Annotated in this window: 18 protein-coding genes; 12 read left to right on the top strand and 6 right to left on the bottom strand. The window is 72.4% G+C overall.

What is annotated here, in order from left to right; genetic code table 11:
• The 6 genes from ABD481_RS29840 (at position 1) to ABD481_RS29865 (ending at position 6206) form a co-directional block, all read left to right on the top strand.
• Entirely contained in the window at positions 1-411 is a 411-nt protein-coding gene (locus tag ABD481_RS29840) for a roadblock/LC7 domain-containing protein (protein WP_344669123.1), read from the top strand.
• Positions 408-755, top strand: coding sequence for a DUF742 domain-containing protein (locus ABD481_RS29845; RefSeq protein WP_344669124.1), 348 nt, complete (start codon positions 408-410; stop codon positions 753-755). The genes ABD481_RS29840 and ABD481_RS29845 overlap by 4 nt, the downstream gene beginning before the upstream one ends.
• Positions 733-1326 (top strand): GTP-binding protein, encoded by a 594-nt coding sequence (locus ABD481_RS29850; RefSeq protein ID WP_344669125.1) that lies wholly within the window; start codon positions 733-735, stop codon positions 1324-1326. The genes ABD481_RS29845 and ABD481_RS29850 overlap by 23 nt, the downstream gene beginning before the upstream one ends.
• 47 nt (positions 1327-1373) lie before the next feature.
• Positions 1374-2543 (top strand): cytochrome P450 family protein, encoded by a 1170-nt coding sequence (locus ABD481_RS29855; protein WP_344669149.1) that lies wholly within the window; start codon positions 1374-1376, stop codon positions 2541-2543.
• 169 nt (positions 2544-2712) lie between these two features.
• A complete protein-coding gene (locus tag ABD481_RS29860) occupies positions 2713-3963 on the top strand; it encodes a cytochrome P450 family protein (RefSeq protein ID WP_344669126.1) in 1251 nt (416 codons plus the stop codon).
• 65 nt (positions 3964-4028) lie between these two features.
• Positions 4029-6206, top strand: coding sequence for a tetratricopeptide repeat protein (locus tag ABD481_RS29865; RefSeq protein WP_344669127.1), 2178 nt, complete (start codon positions 4029-4031; stop codon positions 6204-6206).
• A gap of 9 nt (positions 6207-6215) precedes the next feature.
• Here the strand turns inward: ABD481_RS29865 and ABD481_RS29870 are convergent, their stop codons facing one another.
• Positions 6216-10604, bottom strand: a complete 4389-nt coding sequence (locus ABD481_RS29870) for a CHAT domain-containing tetratricopeptide repeat protein (RefSeq protein ID WP_344669128.1) — start codon at positions 10602-10604, stop codon at positions 6216-6218.
• Positions 10605-10732: 128 nt separating this feature from the next.
• Here ABD481_RS29870 and ABD481_RS29875 point away from each other — a divergent pair, with 128 nt between their 5' ends.
• The 3 genes from ABD481_RS29875 (at position 10733) to ABD481_RS29885 (ending at position 13691) form a co-directional block, all read left to right on the top strand.
• Complete coding sequence (locus ABD481_RS29875; RefSeq protein ID WP_344669129.1) at positions 10733-11134, top strand: hypothetical protein; 402 nt, start codon at positions 10733-10735, stop codon at positions 11132-11134.
• Positions 11131-12438: a hypothetical protein gene (locus ABD481_RS29880; protein WP_344669130.1), complete on the top strand. Its 1308-nt coding sequence runs from the start codon at positions 11131-11133 to the stop codon at positions 12436-12438. The genes ABD481_RS29875 and ABD481_RS29880 overlap by 4 nt, the downstream gene beginning before the upstream one ends.
• A 350-nt stretch (positions 12439-12788) precedes the next feature.
• Positions 12789-13691, top strand: coding sequence for a PAC2 family protein (locus ABD481_RS29885; protein WP_344669131.1), 903 nt, complete (start codon positions 12789-12791; stop codon positions 13689-13691).
• Between the two features lie 326 nt (positions 13692-14017).
• On the opposite strand, the gene ABD481_RS29890 is transcribed toward ABD481_RS29885, so the two are convergent.
• A complete protein-coding gene (locus ABD481_RS29890) occupies positions 14018-14950 on the bottom strand; it encodes a hypothetical protein (RefSeq protein WP_344669132.1) in 933 nt (310 codons plus the stop codon).
• 446 nt (positions 14951-15396) lie between these two features.
• Between ABD481_RS29890 and ABD481_RS29895 the strand changes: the two genes are divergently transcribed.
• Positions 15397-16308, top strand: coding sequence for a transglutaminase-like domain-containing protein (locus tag ABD481_RS29895; protein ID WP_344669133.1), 912 nt, complete (start codon positions 15397-15399; stop codon positions 16306-16308).
• A 42-nt stretch (positions 16309-16350) separates the two neighbouring features.
• Here ABD481_RS29895 and ABD481_RS29900 read toward each other — a convergent pair whose 3' ends face one another.
• Complete coding sequence (locus ABD481_RS29900) at positions 16351-16998, bottom strand: nitroreductase family protein (protein WP_344669134.1); 648 nt, start codon at positions 16996-16998, stop codon at positions 16351-16353.
• A gap of 166 nt (positions 16999-17164) precedes the next feature.
• Between ABD481_RS29900 and ABD481_RS29905 the strand changes: the two genes are divergently transcribed.
• A complete protein-coding gene (locus tag ABD481_RS29905) occupies positions 17165-17410 on the top strand; it encodes an anti-sigma factor family protein (protein ID WP_344669135.1) in 246 nt (81 codons plus the stop codon).
• Between the two features lie 95 nt (positions 17411-17505).
• On the top strand, positions 17506-18627 hold the full coding sequence (locus ABD481_RS29910; protein ID WP_344669136.1) for a lactonase family protein: 1122 nt from the start codon (positions 17506-17508) through the stop codon (positions 18625-18627).
• Between the two features lie 160 nt (positions 18628-18787).
• Here the strand turns inward: ABD481_RS29910 and ABD481_RS29915 are convergent, their stop codons facing one another.
• The 3 genes from ABD481_RS29915 to ABD481_RS29925 all read right to left on the bottom strand — a co-directional run bounded on the left by ABD481_RS29915 (position 18788) and on the right by ABD481_RS29925 (position 21456).
• Positions 18788-19492, bottom strand: a complete 705-nt coding sequence (locus tag ABD481_RS29915) for an RNA polymerase sigma factor (protein WP_344669137.1) — start codon at positions 19490-19492, stop codon at positions 18788-18790.
• Positions 19493-19710: 218 nt separating this feature from the next.
• Positions 19711-20688: a GH25 family lysozyme gene (locus ABD481_RS29920; RefSeq protein ID WP_344669138.1), complete on the bottom strand. Its 978-nt coding sequence runs from the start codon at positions 20686-20688 to the stop codon at positions 19711-19713.
• Between the two features lie 18 nt (positions 20689-20706).
• Positions 20707-21456, bottom strand: coding sequence for a lysozyme (locus tag ABD481_RS29925; protein WP_344669139.1), 750 nt, complete (start codon positions 21454-21456; stop codon positions 20707-20709).

The raw sequence follows: 21456 nt of genomic DNA on the forward strand, positions 1-21456 counted from the left end.
GTGAGCACCACCGCCCCGCCGGCTGACGCGAACAACAAGCTGACCTGGATGCTCAGCAGCCTGGACATCGAAGGGGTCCGCTACTCCGTCCTGATCTCCGGGGACGGGCTGCGCATGGCGCACTCGGAGTCCATCACCCGCGACGAGGCCGACGCCTTCGCCGCCGCCGTCAGCGGCGTCCAGTCCCTGGGCAAGGCCCTGGCCGGGCTGTGCGGGGACCAGGACAACCGGCTGCGCCAGAACCTGATCGAGTACGACCAGGCGCTGGTGCTGGTGACCGCCGCCGGCCAGAACGCGATGCTGGGTGTGTGCGCCGTGCCGACCGCCGACGCGGGGCTGATCGTGCACCGGATGAACGATCTCGCCTCGCGGCTGGGCAACGAGCTCGGCAGCGAGAACCGCCGGCCATGAGCCGGCGGCGGCGCGATCCGGGCCTGGTGCGGGCCTACGTCATGACCGGCGGCGTGCTGCGCCCCAGTCGCGAGCTGGGGCTGGTCACCCTGTTGGTGGCGCGGGAGGCCCCGGTCCAGGGCCTGGCCCCGGAGCCGCGCCGGGTGCTGGGCGTGTGCAGCCGGCACGGGGCCCTGTCGGTCGCGGAGGTCGCCGCCCATCTGGACCTGCCGCCCTCGGTGGTGACGATCCTCGCCTCCGCCCTGCTGGACTCCGGGCACCTGGCCGTCCCGGTCCCGGACGCCGGGGCCCCCGACATCGATGTGCTCAGAGAGGTGCTCCGTGGGCTCCGCCAACTTGTCTGAGGTCGCCTACCTGCCGGACACCGTCACCAGATCGGTGAAGCTGCTCGTCGCCGGCCCGTTCGGGGTGGGCAAGACCACCTTCGTCGGCAGCGTCTCGGAGATCCGGCCGCTGCGCACCGAGGAGCCGATCACCAAGGCCAGCGTCGGCGTCGACGACCTGGCGGGGCTGCCCGCCAAGACCTCGACCACGGTCGCGATGGACTTCGGGCGCCGCACTTTCGGGGGCGTGGCGCTGTACCTGTTCGGCACGCCCGGGCAGCACCGCTTCCTGCCGATGTGGGACGAGCTGGCCCGCGGCGCGCTCGGCGCGCTGGTGCTGGTCGACACCCGGCGGCTGGACCACTGCGACGAGATCCTCAGCGCGGTGGAGAAGCGCGGGCTGCCCTACACCGTGGCCGTCAACGAGTTCGAAGGCGCCCGCCGGTATCCGGCGCAGGAGATCCGCGAGGCGCTGGACCTGGCCCCCACCACCCCCCTGACCGTCTGCGACGCCCGCGACCAGTCCTCGTCCGCCAAGGCGCTGATCGTGCTCGTCGAACACCTCACCACCCGAAGGGAGATGCTCGCGTGACCACCCAGGCCGCGGCCGCCGCCACCTCCGAGCTCTCGCACGTCCCCATGTACACGCCGGAGTTCGCCGCCGACCCGCACGGCGCCTACGCCGAGATGCGGCGCCGGCACGGATCCCTGGTCCCGGTGCTGCTCGACCCGGACGTGCCGGCCACTCTGGTGATCGGCTACCACACCGCGCTGCGGATCCTGCACGACCAGGAGCGGTTCCCGGCCGACCCGCGCCGCTGGGAGAAGGACATCCCGGACTCGTGCCCGGTCAAGCCGATGATGGAGTGGCGGCCCAACGCGCTGCGCAGCTCCGGGGTGGAGCACGCCCGCTACCGCAAGGCGAACGTCTTCAGCCTCGGCGGGGTCGACCTGCACGGGCTGCGCGCCGTGGTGCAGGACGTGGCGATCGGCCTGATCGACGAACTCGGCCGGGCCGGCACCGCGGACCTGATCTCCCAGTACGCCTACCCGCTGGCCTTCCAGGTCCTCAACACCCTGCTGGGCTGCCCCTCGGAGATCGGGCACCGGGTCGCGGTCGGGATGGCCAAGATCTTCGAGGGCATCGACGCCGAGGCCGGCAACGCGATGCTCGCCGGCGCGCTGGCCGAGCTGGTCCTGCTGAAGAAGGAGCGGCCCGGCAACGACGTCACCACCCGGCTGCTCCAGCACGAGTCGGGCCTGGACGTCACCGAGATGGTGCACCAGCTGGCCACCCTCTACGGGGCGGGCATCGAGCCGCAGCAGAACCTGATCGCCAACGCCCTGCTGCTGATCCTCACCGACGAGCGGTTCTCCGGCGACGTCCTGGACGGGAACCTGACGGTCCGCGACGCCCTGGACGAGGTGCTGTATCAGGACCCTCCGATGGCCAACTACGCGGTGTCCTACCCGCCGTACCCGGTGCAGATCGACGGGGTCTGGCTGCCCGCGGACCAGCCGGTGCTGATCAGCATGTCGGCCTGCAACAACGACCCGGCCATCGCCTCGGACCAGCGCGCCGGCAACCGGGCCCACCTCGCCTGGAGCGCCGGCCCGCACGCCTGCCCGGCGCAGTCCGCCGCCTACCTGATCGCGCAGGCCGCGATCGACCAGATCCTGGACGCCCTGCCCGAGATGGAGCTCGCGGTGCCCGCCGACCAGCTGCTGTGGCGGCCCGGCCCCTTCGCCCGGGCGCTGGCCGCGCTCCCGGTCCTGATCCCGGGGCCGCCGCCGGCGCCGCCGCGCTGAACCCGGTCCGGGCCCGGCCCGTTCCGCCCACGGATCCGGTTCGAGCCCTGATTCGGTTCGAGCGCTGATCCGGTTCGCCCACGGATCCGATTCGAGCCCTGATCCGATTCGAGCACCGCCCCGGCTGCACCCGCAGGTCCGGCACCCGCCCGCGATGGAAGGCCCCACCATGGACCAGACCGTGCTCACCCTCGACCCGACCGGCGCGAACCGCCATGAGGAGAACGACCGCCTGCGCGCCCGCGGGCCCGCGACCCTGGTCGACATCCTGGGCCAGCAGGCCTGGTCGGTCGCCGACCCGGCGGTTCTCAAGGCCCTGCTGGTCGACCCCCGGGTGTCGAAGGACGCCGCCGCCCACTGGCCCAAGTTCCCCGACGAGATCATCGGGAAGTGGCCGCTGGCGCTGTGGGTCGGCGTCAGCAACATGTTCACCGCCTACGGCGCCGAGCACCGCCGCCTGCGCCGCCTGGTCAGCCCGGCCTTCGCCGCCCGCCGGGTCGCCGCCCTGGCGCCGCGGATCGAGGAGATGACCGACGGGCTGCTCGACGCGCTGGCGGCCACCCCTCGCGGCGAGCAGGTCGACCTGCGCGAGCAGCTCGCGGTGCCGCTGCCGATCCAGGTCATCAGTTCCCTGATGGGGCTGCCGGCCGCCGCCCAGCAGGCCTTCCGCGGCCTGGTCGACGCGGTCTTCGACACGACGCTGTCCCCGGAGGAGGCCGGCGCCAACGCCGTGAAGCTCTACGAGGTGCTGGCCGGCCTGGTCGCCGAGAAGCGCCAGAACCCGGGCGACGACATGACCTCCCTGCTCATCGCCGCCCGCGACGACGAGGACGACGAGGGCGACGGCTCGGCGCTGACCGAGCAGGAGCTGCTCGACACCCTGCTGCTGATCATCTCGGCCGGCTACGAGACCACCGTCAACCTGATCGACCAGGGCATCACCACCCTGCTGACGCACCCGGAGCAGCGCGCCAAGGTCGACGCCGGCCAGGCCGGCTGGCAGGACGTGGTCGAGGAGACGCTGCGCTTCGAGGCCCCGGTCGCCCACCTTCCGCTGCGCTACGCGGTCGAGGACATCGAGCTGCCCGGCGACCTGACGATCCGAAAGGGCGAGGCGATCCTCGCCTCCTACGGCGCCGTCGGCCGCCACCCCGACCTGCACGGCGCGACCGCCGACGAGTTCGACGTCACGCGGTCGGACAAGGACCACCTGGCCTTCGGCCACGGCGTGCACTTCTGCCTCGGGGCCCAGCTCGCCCGGATGGAGGCGGCGACCGTGCTGAGCAAGCTTTTCCAGCGGTTCCCCGACCTGGCCTTCGTCCCGGACGCCGAACTGGTGCCGGTGGAATCGCTGATCTCCAACGGCCACCAGGTGCTGCCGGTGATCCTGGAGCCGGCGGCGGGCGTCAACGAGGGCTGATATCCGGGAGCGCGGGTGGGGTTATCGACGATGTCGGTCCCACCCGCACCCCGAGATAATCAAGCATGGATCTGGAGCGCCCGGACCCCGCAGAATTCGCAGGCCCGGCAGACCCCGCTGATCTCGCAGACCGCTCGGAACAGCCGGAACCGCCGGAACAGCCGGACCGGCTGGACCACGTGGCCCTCTGCGTCAGAGCCCAGGGCCACGCCGTCGCCGGCCGCTACGCCGAGGCCGTCGCCGACTTCGACCGCGTCCTGGCCGACGACCCGGACCACGCCTGGGCCCTCGGGTTCCGGGCCGACGCCCTGCGCCAGGCCGGCCGGTACTCCGAGGCCGTCGCAGGCTTCGAACAAACCCTGGCGCTGACCCCCGACGACCCCTGGGTCCTGCGCCAGCGCGGCTACACCCACCGCTCCGCCGACGACAGCCGACGCGCCCTGGCCGACCTCGACCAGGTCCTCGAATCCAGCCCGGCCGACCGCGACACCCTCGGCGAGCGGGCCAAACTGCTCAAGCAGCTGGGACGCGACGCCGACTCCATCGCGGCCTTCGACGACGTGATCCGCCGCCACCCCCTGTTCTCCTGGGCCTACGCCGAGCGCGGCGACGCCCACCGGGTGGCCGGCCGGCTCGACGCCGCCGTCGCCGACTTCGACCGCTGCGTCGAGTTGAGCCCGGGCGACAGCTACGCCCTCCTGAACCGGGGAATCTGCTACCAGCTCCTGGGACGGGACCGGCGGGCGCTCGCGGACTTCACCCGCGCGGTGCGCCTGAGGCCGGGCGTCGACGCCATGTGGGTCCGCAGGGCGGAGGCCCTGATCGCGCTGGGCCGGCTCCGGGCCGCGGTCGCCGACCTGGACCAGGCGCTGAGCCTGAACCCGGACCGGGCCTGGACCCTCCAGCGGCGCGGCGAGGCGCACAGCAGGCTCGGCGACCTGACCCAGGCGCTCGCCGACCTGCGGCGGGCCCACGAACTCGCCCCAGGGGACGGAGAAGTGGCGGCGGAGCTGGCCGAGGTCCGCCGGCGCATCGCCGAGCAGCAGCAGGCCACCGCGACGCCCGACGAGTCCTGGACGCTCAGCCATCGCGGCGAGCGCCACCGCGAAGCGGGCGAGTTCGCCGAGGCGATCGCCGACTTCGACCGCGCCCTGGACCTGCGCCCCGGCTATATGTGGGTTCTGCGTCAGCGCGGCGAAGCCCGCCGTCAGGCGGACGACTTCGAGGGCGCGATAGCGGACTTCAGCGAGGTCCTCCCCTTCGCCGAGGACGACGCGTGGCTGTGGGGAAGCCGGGGCCAGGCCTACGCCGCGGCCGGTCGGCACCGCGCGGCGCTGGCCGACTTCGACCGCGCGCTGGAGCTCTCGCCCGGGACCGTCTGGCTGCTCCAGGACCGTGCCAACAGCCGCTACCAGCTGGGCGACTGGCGCGGCGTCCTGGAGGACACCGCCCCCCTGGTCGAGGCGGACTCGCTGGACGGTCCCCATCGCGTCCAGCGAGCGCACTCCCACCTGAGCCTCGGTGAGCACGACGCAGCCCTGGCCGCCTTCCAAAGGACCGCGGAGCTGTTCTCCGAGTTGGGCAGCGCCTACGGCGGCAGCGGCGAGGTGTACCGCCTCCTCGGACGGTACGACCAAGCGGTCGCTGACTTCGACCGAGCCCTCGAACTGTGGCCGAGCTATCCCTTCGGCCTCGGCAGCCGCGCCCAGGTCCACCAGGCTCTCGGACGCCACGACGAGGCCATCGCCGACCTGAGGACGGCGACGGAGATCGCGCCGGGCATACGCTGGCTCCAGCGCGTGCTGGGCGAGAACCTGCGCGCGGCGGGGCGGCTCGACGAGGCGCTGGAGGCCTTCGACCAGCCCATCGGCGACGGAACCTCCGCCAGTGCCCAGTTCCGCTATGAACGTGCCCTGACGCTCCTTGCCCGCGGTGATACCGCGGCGGCCGCGGAGGCGTTCGCCGACGTCGCGGAGTCGTACAGCGCCCTGCTGGCCGACCAAGGGGACGCAGCCGACCCCGACCATGTCTGGGGGCTGATCAAGACCCGGCTCGCGCAGGGCGACGCCGAAGGGGGCCGCGCGCTGGTGGAGCGGCTGACCGCGCTTGAGCGGAACGCCGCGTTCGGCGTCGCGGTGCGGCTGGACCTTCGAGCACTGCGATCCAGCGCTCCGGCGGTCGATTCCGCGATCGTCTCCGAACTCGCCGACCGGTTCGGGAGCCCTGAGCCGGGACCGGGATGACGGCCGGCTCTACGGCCCCACATGGACATGCGCCGCCCACCGCGTCGGCGTCGCCACCGCCTGTCCGCTGCTCCGCACCAGCCGCACCGCGTCGTGCAGCGCGAAGGGACTCAGTTCCGGATCAGGACTCCGGGTCCCGCCGGCCGTCAGCCTCCGGTAGAACTCGGCGGCCACCTGCCGTGCCGCCGTGTCGTTGACCTGCCACTGCGTCCCGATCACATGCCGGTATCCGGCCAGCTGGAAGGCGGAGGTGATGTGCAGAGCCTCCTCCGTCAGCTGCGCCGGCGTGTTGGTGGTCTCGCACGCGGACAGAAACGCCAGGTCCGCCTTCAGCTCCAGCCGCGAGACAGCCTCCACGCTCAGCGGGTGGTGCCGGTGGTCGGCCAGCAGGAGTCTGCTGTCGCGCGGCGTCGTCAGATCCGAGATGCCGTGGCACGCGAAATGGGCGATCGCGTGCGCGGGCAGCGCGTCCCGCACGGCGTCGCGGGTGGCGCGCGGGCCGTCGAGCAGCGTCGCGTGCGGCATCAGGGCCATGAGATCCGCGACCTCGTCGCGGATCCCGTGCAGCGGCACCGCCCCGTCCGCCTCGGGGACCGACACGATGAGCGCCCCGCCGTCGGCTGCGGACCGTGCCGGGTTCCGCGCCGCATAAGCCAGTCCTCGAACCGTGACCGCGTAGGACGAGACGATGCGGTCCAGCACCGTACGCGGCGCGGCGGCACCGGCTGCGACGTCACCGGCCGCCACGTCGCCGTGGTACCCGGCTGCGTGCAGCGGCAGACTGACGAACGCTCCCGACGGGCACCACCAAAGCCGCCGCCACGGTTCGCCCGGCCGCGGCGCAGTGCCGACATCGAGTGCTGACAGCACAGGCTCGGCGACCGCGTCCCACAGCCACTCAAGAATCGCCGAAGCCGTCCGCTGAGCCCGGCGCTGGACGTCGGCGGCCTCCTGGCCCGACTGCGTCGTACGAGTCGCCGCCGTGAACCGGTTGGCCTGCCCGGCCACGGCCGACGGGTCGAGGTCCGGGAACGTCACCACACGAACCGGATCCGCGGTGTCGTCGGTGAGAACGAGCGCGGTGCAGCGATCAGGATGCGCGGTCAGCAGGACGACAGGCGCGCGCTGTACCTGGGCCTGGAGCCGGCCGACCGGAACGGGCAGCAGGAAGTCGGAGTATTCCGGCAGCTCTCTGATTCGCTCGACCGCCGCCCGCCACCGTGCGGACGCGTCCCGACGCTGCGTGCTCCGCTGCTGTTCGGCTCGGTCGCCGAGACCCGCGACCGGATCCTCGACCGCCGGGTTGCCCGGATCCGCGGCCAGCTCGGCGAGGTCGTCGCAGGCCCGCTCGAACTCCTCGGCCAGCGCGGGGGCGTCCACGTACAGCGTGGAGGGCGTGGCGCGCTGGGCCATCGCCTCGCCGAGCAACACGCCCCGCGCCTGTTCGAACAGCTCCACGCCGCGCACCGGATCGCCGGCGGCCAGCGCCGCGACTACGGCGGAGGCGGCGGTGCTGCGCGTCTCCGTGAGCCGGACCTCGCGGTCCCGGCTGGTGAGTTCGCGGGGCGCCACCATCGGCATCAGCGCGACCGCCTTCTCCATCGCGGCCAGCGCCTCGCGGCCCAGCCCCGACAGCACGAGCACATGGCTGCTCGCCTGCCAGCCGACGAGCTGCCGGGGGACGGAGGCGGACACCAGGGCCGACGCGCGGTAGTGGACGCCTGCTTCAGCGAGCGCGGCCGTGTCGCCGTAGTCCTCGAAGCGGAAGAGGCTCGCCGAGGCCAGCAGGTAGTTCAGCCGTCCGGTCACCTCACTGTTGAGGCTCCCCGAGGCCAGCCCGCGGCGCACGATGGCGATGAGCCGTTCAAGGACGTCCTTGGAACGGGTGTTGCTGTAGACCAGTTCGAGGGTTCTGGCAGCCGTCTCGATCGACCCGACATAGCGGACGTTGTCCTCGGGCAGCGAAGCCAGTACCGCGTCGTGGATCGCCATGGCTTCCCGCGCCACGGTCAGATCGTTGGTCCGCTGGTACCAGCCGTACAAGACACTGGCCAGGACGTTCATCGCCACCGGCCGCAGAAAATGCTGTGCCGGTGTGTCGGCGACCGCCTCGCGCGCCGCCTCCAGGGCTTCGGCGGCCGCCTGGCCGGAGCCGGTGCGCCCCGCCAGCGACGTCAGGCTCCCGGCCAGCGTCATCAGGTGGATGGCGTGGCCGAAGTGCCCGGCCGGGCTGGCGGCGACGGCCTGTCGGGCGTACCGCACCATGTCGTTCAGGTCCGCGACGTCGCCCGAGGCGACGTACCGCAACCGATGCAGGGAACTGAGACCGCCGGCGACCACCGAAAAGGACTGATTCTCCGGTCCGAGCGCTGTCGCGGCTTCCTGAAGGTATTGGAGGCTCTCGGCCTGGGCGTCGATGTCCCCGAGATGGAGTGCGCGGGTCAGCGTCGCGTGCCCCAGCGCGTTGAGGACGAACCCGCGGTGCTGCGCGTCGGCCGGCGTGGCGGCCACCGCCCGGCGGCCCAGTTCGATGGCCTCTTCCAGACGGCCGGGGTCGGCGGTCCGCTCGAAGAGGGCGACGAGCGAGTTCACGATGTTGACGCTGCCGATCGACAGCCGCTGGGGATCGGTGCCGTCGTCCACGAGCACCCGGCCCAGCGCGATGGCCTCCTCCAGGTCGCCCGGGTCGCCCGCGGTCTCGAACCTGCGGTACAGCAGGCTTCCGAGCGAGTCGTGGACGATGGCGATGTCGTCGGGGTCGGAGAGCGCCGCCACGGCCTCGCGCCCCAGGGCGATGCCTCGGGCGAGGGTGTCCGGATCGCCGTCCCGCTCGAACAGGCGGGCCGTGGCCGCGGTCCGGAACCCGAGCAGCGATGCCCGGGTCGGCCCGTCCGGGGGAAGGTCGGCCAGCCACGATTCGAAGAGTTCGTCCGCGGCCAGCAGCGATGTCGGATCCCCGGACCGGTCGCCGTGCATCAGCAGATACATGGCCAGCTTCTGGCGTCTGGTGTCGGTTTCGGGATCGTCGTCGGCCGCGTTGTCCAGCACGCCGCGGCGGACGGCGATCGCCTCCAGCACCAGCTCGGGCTCGCGGACCTCGAAGGACAGCGTGAACAGGTCGTCGGCGAGGTTGTCGGCGCGGGACGCGTAGTCGGGGTCGTCGATGGGAGTGGCCTCCAGCGCCAGCCGCCCGGCCGCCACTGCTTCCCGCAGATGATCGAGCATGCCGGACTCCTCGTAGGTGCGCCAGCGCTCCCATGCCTTGTCGTAGTGGTGGCGCGCAGAGCTGTACATCACGCCGCGCAGGTTTTTCACCCCTTCGGTATGGGCGTCCGACTCCGGCGGGGTCCTCGCGACGAGTTCGCGGAACACCTCGATGCTCTCGTCCAGCCACGTGACGTCGTCGGTGATCTCCCAAGCGGCAGCGAGAATGTCGCCCACGCCCTCGAGCCGCTTCCAGCGCTCGGGGTCGTCCTCGGCCGTCGCCTCGAAGTCCTCGCGGCGCAGTGTCGCGGCTTCGCGGAACGCTTCGGGTTCTCCGAGCCGGACGGCCATGAAGCCGATCTGGGTCGCGAGTTGGCGGAGATAGTGGCGGCGGTCGTGCGGTGTGATGGACCCTGCGACGGCGGCGCGCGCGGCGGCTGTGGCTTCGCGAAGTGCGTCGGCGTCTTCCGTCATCATGTAGAGGTGGTACAGGGCGTTGCTGAGCCGATCGTTGTAGAGGGCGTAGTGGGTGTGGGTGGTCGGTAGCGAGGCCGCGGCGGTGCGGAACTCCGCGACGGACTCGGCCGCGGTGGCCGGATCCGGGTCGAGCTCGTGCAGCCGGCCGAGGACGTAGCCGAGTTGATAGTGGGCGAGGATCGCGTGGCGGCCGTTCGCGCTCATCGCGAGGGCCTCGCGGGCCAGGCCGACGGCCTCGTGGGCGTCGTCCGCCGAGTCGGCCGCCCGCGAACGGCTGACCAGGGCCGCGGCGAGCCGGTCCAGAAGCTGCGCCCGGTCCGGGAAATCGGACGGCGCGTTCTCCACCGCGCTGCGGAGCACGGCCACAGCCGCGTCGGGATCGGCGTCGAGTATTCGCAGCGTGTAGCCCAGCTCTGACAGGGCTCGTACTCGCTCCTCGTCCCCGACCGCCTTGTTCGCGGCGGCGCGACCACGGTCCACGGCCGCTTGTAGAAGGTCGGGATCGTCGGTGATCCAGTAGCGTTCGCGCAGCAGCATGCAGCGCAGCCGGTCGGCCAGGGACGGATCTCCGTCCGGATCTCCGTCCGGCTCCCGCGCCGACTCGGCCGCGGCCCGCCAGGCCTCGAAGGCCTCGTCCAGGACGCTGATATCGCCGGATTCGACATACCGGGGAAGCAGCACGTCTTCAATGTGGTGGAAGCTCTCTGACGCGGTCATAGCAGCCGCTCCATTCACCGCACCGGAACCGGGTCCGCGACGGCGGCCCTGGAACTATGCTCCCACCAGAGTGTCCATCAGAGGCCTGAATCCGGCGGTCGGCTTCGGCTCGGAGAGCGATGGTGGCAATGGAATCAGCGGACCTGGCGCGCCGGATCGAGCTGTTGTGCCGGCACGGCGCCGAGGGGGAGCTCGACGACCTCGCCGAGCGGGGCGGCCTGGAGGCGGCCCGGCTGACGGAGCGGATCCTGGGCGCGGTGCGCGGCGGGGCGCCGGATCCGGCCCTGCTGGAGCAGGACCTCGACGAGCTGGAGCGGCTGGCGGTCGGCACCGGGCTGGGCGGCCTGACGACGTCGTCCCGGGCCTACGTGAAGGTGCAGGAGACCACGGACGGCCACTCCGTCGCCTACGTCTTCGTGTGCCCGACGCGCGTCTGCTCGCGCCGCGTGATCGAGTACCAGGCCGACCCGCTCCCCGAGGAATGCGCGGTGGCCGGCGGCCCCCTCACCAAGGTCCGGCTCGACCTGTGACCACCTTCCTGAGCGAGCTCGGCACCAAACTCGCCGACCGCTGGGCCGCCGCGATCCTGGCACCGGGCCTGCTTTTCCTCGGCGCCCTCAGCCTGGCGACCCGCCTGGGACAAGGCGCCGCACTGCACGCCGGACGCATCAGCCGATGGATCACGCAACTGGCCGCCGCACCGGCGAGCCACAGCACCGGCGCGATCCTGGTGATCGCGGCCGGGACCCTGGGCGCCTCGACGGCGATCGGCCTGATCGCCTCGGCACTCGGCCGACTGGTCGAACGGGCATGGCTGCTGCGCGGCGACCGAGGACCAGGCCGGATCCTGCGCGCCCGACGGGAGCGGCGATGGAACGCGGCGGATGAGCGGGTCCGCGTTGAGGAGGATCGGATTGCGGCCGAGGCGGCGGCCAAGGCGGCGGTGAAGACGGCGGCCCAGGCGGCGGTGAAGACGGCGGTGGGCATGGGTGCCGCGAGCCCAGCCAGCAGCACCTCGACCTCAGCGAACCCGATCGCCGCAACCGCAACCGCCCCGAACCTGTCCTCAACCACCCCGATCGCAGCTGCCTCGACGAGCCCGAACCTGCCTTCAGCAAATCCGGTCGCCGCTACCGCCCCGAACCTGCCCTCAACCAGCCCGATCTCAGCTGCCTCGACTATCTCGAACCTGCCTTCAGCGAGTCCGATCGCCGCTACCGCCCCGAAGCTGCCCTCAAGCAACCCGGTCGCAGCTGCCTCCTCGACCGCCCCGAACCTGCCCTCAGCGAATCCAACCGCAGCCGCCGCTACCCGCCCCCACCGCCCCCGCGGCGAACTTGTCCTCCCGGCCCGGTCGCTCGCCGAAGCGATCGCGCGTCGTGATGCGGTGTCGCTTGTCCCGCCTGAGCGTCCGACCTGGATCGCCGATCGGCTGCGGGCGGTCGACGTTCGCGTCTGGCGGACCTACAGCCTGGATCTGCAGTCCGCGTGGCCGCGCTTGTGGAGCATCGCGGGTCCGGATCTGCGCTCGGATCTGGGCGCGGCGCAGGACTCGTACGCCGCCGCCGCGCGCCTGACCGGCTGGGGTCTGCTCTATTCGGGCCTGGGTCTGTGGTGGTGGCCCGCCGCCGTGGTCGGTGTCGCGGCGCTCGGGACTGCGTGGGTGCGGGCGCGCGCGGCGGCCGGGGTCCTCGCCGAGCTCGTCGAGACCACCGTGGACCTCCACCTCCGGGACCTGGCCCGGCGGCTCGATCTCGATGATCCGGACCTGGTCGCGGCCGGTGCGGCGGTGACTGATCGGCTCCGGAAGCGGCGGGGGTCGCGGGGTCGGTGATCGCGCGGAGCGGAGCGGCTCCGGGCCGCTGCGGGCTGGTCTCCGGGGCGGCTTCGCAGCGGGTGCGGCGGTCGTCGCGCAGGCCGTTCCTGGTGGCGGGAAGGCATCAGCCGCGCAGGTCCACGACTCCGGCGTTGCCACGCCGACCGGTCGCCCGCCGCACCGGCCAAGTAGGCTTGAGGCGTGCACTGCGTACTCACAACTGTCCGCGGTCCATCCGCCAAGCGGTGCGACACCGGCTCGAGGGGGGCGACCATGACCAGAGACGACCTCAACACGAACGTGGAGCGGCTGGATCTGCCCGGGGTGCCGGGTGGCTTGGCCGTACGAGGCGAAGGGCGGGCCGGTCGGTGATCGAGCTGGACGGGATCCCGGAGCTCGCGGATCCGGTGATGGTGGCGGCGTTCGAGGGGTGGAACGACGCCGGCGAGGCGGCGTCCAACGCGGTGAAGCACCTGGCCGAGGCCTACGCCGGCGGCGGGCGCGTGTTCGCGGCGCTGGACGGTGAGGACTACTACGACTACCAGGTGCACCGGCCGGTGATGGCCGCCATGGACGACGTGCGGCAGGTGATCTGGCCCACGACGCGGTTCTCGATCGTGCGCGCGCCCACGCGCCTGCTGCCGGGCGACGCCCACGAGGAGCCGCGCGATCTGGTGCTGGTGCACGGCGTCGAGCCCAACATGCGGTGGCGGTCCTTCTGCGAGGAGATCCTGGGCCTGGCGCGGGATCTGGGAGTGGGGCAGATCATCACGCTCGGCGCGTATCTGGCCGACGTGCCGCACACCCGCCCCACCCCGGTCACCGGGACCAGCGCGGACGAGGCGTACCAGGCGCTGTTCGACGTGGAGCCGCCGACGTACGAGGGGCCGGTGGGGATCACCGGCGTGTTCCAGGAGGCCTGCCGCTACGCCGGCATCCCGCTGATGTCGTTCTGGGCCGCCGTGCCGCACTACGTGGCGCACCCGCCGGTGCCGAAGGCGACGCTGGCGCTGCTGCGGCGGCTGGAGGACGTGCTCGACCTGTCGGTGCCCACCAAGCGCCTCGCCGAGGAGGCGCAGACCTGGGAGGCCGGGGTCGACGAGCTGGCGGAGAACGACGCCGAGGTCGGCGAGTACGTCCGCACGCTGGAGGAGCAGCGCGACAACGAGGACGCCGCGGACCTGCCCGAGGCCAGCGGCGAGGCGATCGCCCGGGAGTTCGAGCGCTACCTGCGGCGCCAGGAGCGGCGGCGCGGGTCTGAGGAGGGCTGAGCCGGGCGCGGCCGCGGGCTGAGCCGAGCGCGGCCAACCCCAGTCGAGCGCGGCCAACCGCCGTCGGGCACACCGAATCCGTCGCGCACTGACATGACCCATAGCGCACTGAGCGCCGAGCGCGCAGAATGGCGAGTACGCCGTGTGACACCTCGGCGCGCAACGAGAGCCGCCGACCGGTCTGGGACTCCGGTCGGCGGCTCTCGTGTGGGGTGACGCTACTGCACGCTATGTAAATTTGCCGTCAGTGCCGCCCGAACCTCGGTGTCTGGTCAGTCCCCGGTGTTCCGTCAGTCCTCAGTGTTCGGCCAGTCCCCGGTGTTCGGTCAGTGCTTGCGCGCGCCGGCCTTGCGCGAGAAGGCGATCGCGCCGCCGCCCGCGCCGAAGAACGTCAGCGCCACCAGGCTGAGCGCCCCGGCGTCGGACCCGGTGTGCGCCAGGGTCGGCGTGCCCGGGCTGGCCGGCGGCGGCGTGCTGGTGCTCGGCGTGGTCGGCGGCGTGCTGGTCGGCTTGACCGGCGGGGCCGGCGGCGAGACCGGCGGCGTCGACGGCGGCGCGGCCGGCGGGGTCACCGGCGGCGACTGCGGCGGCGAGACCGGCGGGGTCGAGGGCGGGGACGTCGGCGGAGTCACCGGCGGCGGGGCGGTCTCGCACTTCGTCTCGCCGCCGTTCCAGCCCGCGATCAGGTCGTGCGGGTTCGGCGAGGCCACGACCTTCTTGTCGTCGTTCTCCGGCAGCGGCCCGTGGCCCTCCTTCTGCTGGCCGTCGAAGATCGTGGTCCCGAAGTACAGGTCGAGCTGGCCGAAGCAGGCGACCTTCTTGCCGTCGGTCCCGGGCAGCGAGACGGTCAGGGTCTGGACGTCCTGGCCCTTCTTGAGCGTCGTCGTCGCGTAGGCGAGGAAGCGCTGCGGGCCGGAGCCCTTCCAGTCCGGGCCCTCGGCGAGGTAGGAGGCCAGGGAGACGGCTATGCTCCCGTCGCACTCCTTCGCCTCGTCCTTCAGCCGCACCTGGAAGCCGTAGGCCGGCTCGGTGCCGAGGTTGTGGTAGCTCGCCGGCAGCCAGGTGGTCGGCCGGCCGGCCTTGTCCAGCGCCGTGAACTCGACGTCGTCCCGGCCGATCGTGCAGGTCTTGGCCGCGTCGCGCGGGTGGTAGACGACGGGCGCGTCGGCGTGCGCCGTCCCGGCGCTCAGGGACGCCGCGAACCCGGCGAACGTCGCGACCGCCCCGAGTCCGGCGCCGCGCGCTTTGGTGGAAGTCATGGTGACTCTTCTCCGTGCCGGACGCGAGCGCTCGCGTCCGGTGCACATTGATATAACGGTTGTCAATCAGCAATAGCTGCCTGTGGACAGCGCTGGAGCTTAGCCGAGTCCGAACAGCGTCCGGAAGGCGGGCGCGAGGGTGACAATTGACGTAGATTCCGGACTACATCAATGGCCTGCGGCTGATCAGGAGCGGTGTCGGCGGATGTTGAGGTTCAGGGCTGTATAAAGGGCTGCGTGACTGGTCACAGGGCTTCGGCGGCCGGCCGGAAGCTCAGCGCGCGTTGATCGAATCAGGGTCCTGAGTCCAGGCCGGCAATCAGGGGCCTGAAACGTCGTACAGATACCGGACCGCCCCGGGATGTTGATTTTGGGCCGCGAAATTTGGCAGCGTGGCGGCGACGGCCCGGCGCCCCGCCGACGGCCACGGCTCACGGAGGACTTCCATGCCCGCGCAGCTCTCGCCCGACGAGTCGGCGTTCTACCGCGCCCAGAGCGTCTTCTCCGACCCCGGCGCCCTGGCCGGCCGCTACGCCGGCCTGCCCGCCGATCCGGCGGCCCTGGCGCGGATCGTCCGCGGGCTGCTGATCCACCGGGCCGAGGGCGGCCTGTTCGGTCACACCATCGCCGACGACCGGATGCGCGACGACGCCGAGACCCGCTACGTCGACGACATCCTGCGCCTTCTCGTCGACCGCGACGGCGCGCCGCTGACCGCCGAGCGCGCGCCCGGCGACCGGTTCGTCGGCGTCTGCCGCGATTTCTCGCTGCTGCACTGCTCGCTGCTGCGCCACGCCGGGATCCCGGCCCGCCTGCGGATCGGCTTCGCGACCTACTTCTCGGCGCGCCACGACGACCACGTCGTTACCGAGTACTGGGACGCCGAGCACGGCTGGCGGTTCGCCGACGCGCAGCTGACCGACCCGAGGGCGGCGACCGCGCACGCCATCGACTTCGCCCCCATGGACGTGCCCCGGGACCGCTTCCTGGTGGGCGGCGACGCCTGGCGGGCCATCCGCTCCGGGAAGGCCGACGCCGCCGACTTCGGCCACCACGACGAGAAGGTGCCGCTGGTCGGGGCCTGGTTCGCGGCCGGGAGTGTGCGGCTGGACCTGGCGGCGCTCAACGGCGTGGAGACGCTGCTGTGGGACGTGTGGGGGATCGGCGCCGACAGCGACGAGGACTTCGCCGAGGACGTCCGCGCCGAATTCGACCCGATCGCCGAGCTGACCGCCGGCGAGGTGCCGTTCGACGCGGTGCGCGCGGCCTACGCGGAGAACGAGGGGCTGCGGGCGCCCAGGACGGTGCTGTCGTTGGCGCCGTTCAACGGTCCGGCCGAGGTTGTGCTCCGGGGCTGAGAAGGGCGCGGGCCCGTCGGGCGCCCCGGACCGCCGCCCTCGCTACCAGCGGTCCCAATGCAAGACCTCTGACACCGGCTGCCGGGGCGCCGGCTTGAAGGTGTCCCCGGTGTAGTAGGCGGTCGGGATCAGGGCCGTCTGGAACACGTCCTCCGGCAGCCCGAGGATTTCGGCGACCTCGTTCTCGTACGCCAGGTGCAGCGTCGTCCACGCGGTCCCGAGCCCGCGGGCCCGGGCCGCCAGGCAGTAGCTCCACGCCGCCGGCAGGATCGAGCCCCACATCCCCGCCTGGTTCCCGGAGGGCAGGCGGCCGGAGGCCACGCGCAGGCACGGCAGCACCAGCACCGGCACGTCGCCCATCCGGTCGGCGAGAAAGGCCACGCTGTCGTGCACGCGCTTCTGGACCTTGCTGCGCTCGGGGTCCTCGGCGAACAGCCTCCCGGCAGCACCCTGCGATTCCAGATAGGTCTCGCAGGACTTCTTGTAGACCGCGCCGACCGCGGCCCGCTGGTCCGGATCGGTCACCACGATCCACTGCCAGGTCTGCCGGTTGGAGCCGCTCGGCGCCTGGAGCGCGATGCGGACGCAGTCCTCGACGACCTCGCGCGGCACCGGCCGCTCCAGGTCCAGGCGCTTGCGGACGGTGCGGGTGGTGGTCAGCAGCTCATCGGGGGTCACGACACCGATCATGCAGGACGGCCGCGGGGGCCGCCAGTGCGACCCGCCGGGACTGGCCGGGCCGCGCCGTTGTAACGCCGGGTCCGGTCCCGGGCACCAACGACGGCGAACCACGGCGGGCGCGGTGCGCGATGTGATCCAATGGTCGGGCGACGGGGCGCGAGAAGGGACGGGAAGCATGGACTGCGACGAATTCGTCGAGCTGGTCACGGCTTTCCTCGACGGCGCGCTGCCGGCGGACGACGAGGAGCGGTTCGTCGCACACCTGACCGAGTGCGACGGCTGCGAGACCTACCTGGAGCAGTTCCGCCAGACCGTGGACACCCTCGGCGGCCTGCCCGCCGACGCGCTGTCCGCCGACGCGCTGTCCGGACCGGTGCGCACCCGGCTGCTCGAAGCGTTCCGGGATCGGAACCAGCGCTGATCGGAACCAGCGCTGATCGGGCTGTAACGCTTGGCCGCCCTGCCGACACTGCCCCTCCGTCAGACGATCCGAGCACTTCTTCGGAGGGAATCGCAGTGAACACCAAGTACGCGCTGTCCAGGATCGCGGTGGCGGCCGGAGCGCTGAGCGCCCTGGCCGTGGCGGTACCGGCGCAGGCCCAGGCCCAAACCCAGAACCAGACCCAGACCCAGAACCAGACCCAGGCCTCGGCGCGCCGCACCACCGTCTACGTCGAGACCAACGCCGCCGCCGGCAACGAGGTCGTCGCCTACCACGGCGACGGCACCCTCGTCGGCCGCTACTCGACCGGCGGCGCCGGCAACGGGGGCGGCCTCGGATCGCAGGGGGCTGTGACGGTCGCCGACGGCGGGCGCACGCTCTACGCCGTCAACGCCGGGTCCGACACCGTCTCGGCGTTCTCGGTGGAGCGCTCCGGCGCGCTGCGGCTGCTCGGCACGGCCGCGACCGGCTCCATGCCGGTCAGCGTCGCGGTGTCCGAGGGCCGCGTCTACGTCCTGGGCGAGAACACCGTCACCACCTACTGCCGCCACGGCTGGGCCCTGGTCCAGATCGGGCAGCAGCCGCTGTCGGCCGGCACCTCCGGCGCGGCGGAGGTCGCGGTGACGCCGGACCGCCGCGCGCTGCTGGTCACCGAGAAGGGCTCCAGCACGATCGACGTGTTCGCGCTGGACCAGTTCGGCGTGCCCGGCCCGGCGTCGAAGAACGCCTCGGTCGGCCAGACGCCCTTCGGCTTCGCCTTCGGGCGCGGCGCCACCGCCGTGGTGTCGAACGTCGGCCCCGGCGCGGGCGCGAGCTCGGCCAGCGGCTACCAGCTGCGGAACGGCGTGCTGCACAACACCGCCGCGGCGGTGCCGGACGGGCAGACGGCGGCCTGCTGGGTGGCGGTCGGCCCCGACGGCCGCATCGCCTACGTCGAGAACGCGGGCTCGGGCACCGTCTCCACCTACGCGGTGGGCGCCGACGGCTCGCTGCGGCTGCTCAACGCCACCGCCGCGAGCCCCGGCGGCCACGCCGGTGACGCCGCCGTCAGCGGCCACGCGCTGTGGATCCTGGACAACGCCAACGGCCGCATCGACGACGTGGCGCTCGCCGGCGACGGCACACCGGTCGCGACCAGCGTCACCGCGACCGGGCTTCCGGCAAGCGCGGCGGGGCTGGCCGCGGTGACGCGGTAGTCGCCGCGGGGGTTTGACGCCCTGGGGGAGGCGCGCACGACGCGGTCCGGTCGGCTTCGGCCGCCGGACCGCGTCGCCGTGCCAGGGGGTGGAAGAAGCCCGTCAGGGTGCTGTCGTGCCGAGCAGACATCGATCGATGCGGTGCATCGGCAGTGTCCTGTCAGGCTCCGTGATGCGTGGACGAGGACCGGGGCCCGGACGCCGTCCCCTGGCGGGGAAGCGGAACCCGCTCGGCGAAGTACGCCTCCAACCGCGCCCGCACCGCGCTGCGCGCCCGATGCAGTATCACGCGCTGGTTGCCGGCCGAGATGCCCAGCATCCCGCAGACCTCTTCGGAGCTGTAGCCCTCGACATCGCGCAGCGTCACCACGATCCGGTGCCGGTCCGGCAGGGTGGCCAGCGCGGCGCCGAGCACGGTGCGCGCTTCCGCCTGGAGTGCCGCCGTCTCCGGCAGCGACCACGGCTGCGGCTTCTGCCCGGCGTTCCAGTGGCCCGGGCGCGCGTCCGAGGCGGGCCGGAAGCGGGCGGGATCCACCGAGGGTCCTTCGTCCTCCGGCAGGAGGCTGCTGAACGGGAGCGTGTGGCTCTCCTTCACCCCGCGGTTCTTCGCGGTGTTCACCAGGATGCGGAAGACCCACGTCTTCAGCGAGGAGCGGCCCGCGAATCCGTCGACGCCCTGGATCACCGCGAGCCAGGTCTCCTGCACGGCCTCCTCGGCGGAGGCCGGCGTCGCCACGAACGAGCGTGCCAGCCGCAGCATCGACGGCGACCACGCGTCCAGGACCTGCCGGAACGCGGTCTCGTCGCCGGCGCGCAGACCGGACACGAGATCGGCGTCGGAGGGCAGGGTGCTGTCTGGGCCCACGTCGACGACCCTAGCCGTCCCGGGGGCCGCCGGTGATCGTGAAACGCCCTTGAAAGGGCTTCGTAAGGACTCCGTAGGATCCGTGGCAGGGAACTGATGTGCGCCTCGGGAACGGCGGCGTCCCCGCCTCCGGGGGGTGGAGGCGGGGACGCGGGGTGCGCTGTTCGCTGCGGGGTCGGGTGTGGGTCGGGCGCCGGGTCGGGCGCGGGGCCGGGCGCTCAGCCTCGCGTGGCCAGGACCTGGAGCTGCGAGTACGGGCCGTTGAACACGTCCTGGTCGCCGGGCTGCGAGCCGTGGTCGGCGTACTGCCAGAACGTGTAGAAGCCCCAGCCGTTCGGCAGCGGCCCGCCGCCGGAGGCGGCGTAGTTCGCGATCCACAGCGGGTCGTAGTTCGCGAAGCCGGGGTCCTGGCTGGTACAGGTGTTCCACCAGTCGGTGGTCGTGTAGATCACCGGGTAGACGCCCGTGCGGTAGGCGTACTCGTTCACGAACGACCAGATCCAGCTCGTCATCTGGGACCGGCTCAGGCCGTAGCACTCCGACCCGTACGGGTTGTACTCGATGTCGAGCATGCCCGGCAGGGTCTTGCCGTCGGCGGACCAGCCGCCGCCCCGGTTGACGAAGTAGTCGGCCTGGGTGGCGCCGCCGGTGTCGTTGGGCGTGGCGAAGTGGTAGGCGCCGCGGATCAGGCCCTGGTTGTAGGGGCCGACGTACTGGTTGTAGAAGTCCGCGTTGGTGTAATAGTTGCCCTCGGTCGCCTTCGCGTACGAGAAGTCGATGTAGGGGGCGATCGCGGCCCAGTTCAGGTTGCCCTGGTAGGCGCTGACGTCGATGCCGGGGAGCTGCGGCACCGAGGCCGGGGTCACGGCGTTCGCCGCGAGCGGCTCGTGCGCCGCGATCGTGGAGCCCAGGTAGTCCGACTCCGGGTGGGTGGCCCGGCTCGGGTGGACCGGGGTGTCGTCGTGGGCGGGTGCGACCTTGACCAGGCGGCCGGTGGCGGTGCGGGCCCAGCCGGGGTGCGGGTTGCCGGGCGCGGCCGCGCCGGCGGCCGACGCCGCGGGGCCCGAGGGGGCCGCCGCCGACGCCGAACCGCTGGCGGCCGGAATCAACACCGCGCCGATCGTCGCCATCGCGGCGGCCAGGGCGGCCAGGCGGCGGGAGCGGAGCGGGGAACGGGATCCGGATGCGAGGGTCATCGCGGTACTCCGTAGTCCTTAGCCGAGGGCCAGCGCTTGGAGGCGGCTGTAGGCGCCGTTGAAGGTGTCCTGGTCGCCGGCCATCGAGCCGGAGTCCGCGTACTGCCAGAAGGTGTAGAAGCTCCAGCCGGCCGGCAGGGTGCCGGCGCTGCTGGCGTACTTGGCCACCCACAGCGGGTCGTTCGCGGCGAAGCCGCTGTAGTTGCCGGTGCAGGTGGTCCACCAGTCGGTGGTGGTGTAGATGACGGCCCAGCGGCTGGTCTTGGCGTGGTACTCGTTGAGGAACGAGGCGATCCAGCTGCGCATGCTCGCCTGGCTCAGGCCGTAGCACTCGGCGCCGTACGGGTTGTACTCGATGTCCAGCGCGCCCGGCAGCGTCTTGCCGTCGGCCGACCAGCCGCCGCCGTGCGCGACGAAGTAGTCGGCCTGGGTGGCGCCGCCGGTGGTGTTCGGGGTGGCGAAGTGGTACGCGCCCCGGATCAGGCCGGCGTTGTAGGCGCCGTTGTACTGCTGAGCGAAGTACGGGTTGGTGTAGTACGTGCCCTCGGTCGCCTTGGAGTACGAGAACTGCGCGCCGGCGGACTTGGTCGCCGACCAGTTGACGTTGCCCTGGTGGGAGGACACGTCGTCGCCGATCGGGTTGCCGGCCGCCTGTGCGGTGCCGGGCAGCAGGGCCGCGCCGGCGGCCAGCGCGCCGATCGCGAGGGCGGACAGGGCGCGGCGCTTGGCGCGCGGCGCGAGCAGGCGGGCGGACGTGTGCTTGAGCAT

This window comes from Catenulispora yoronensis, from assembly GCF_039531695.1.
Classification (GTDB): Bacteria; Actinomycetota; Actinomycetes; order Streptomycetales; family Catenulisporaceae; genus Catenulispora; species Catenulispora yoronensis.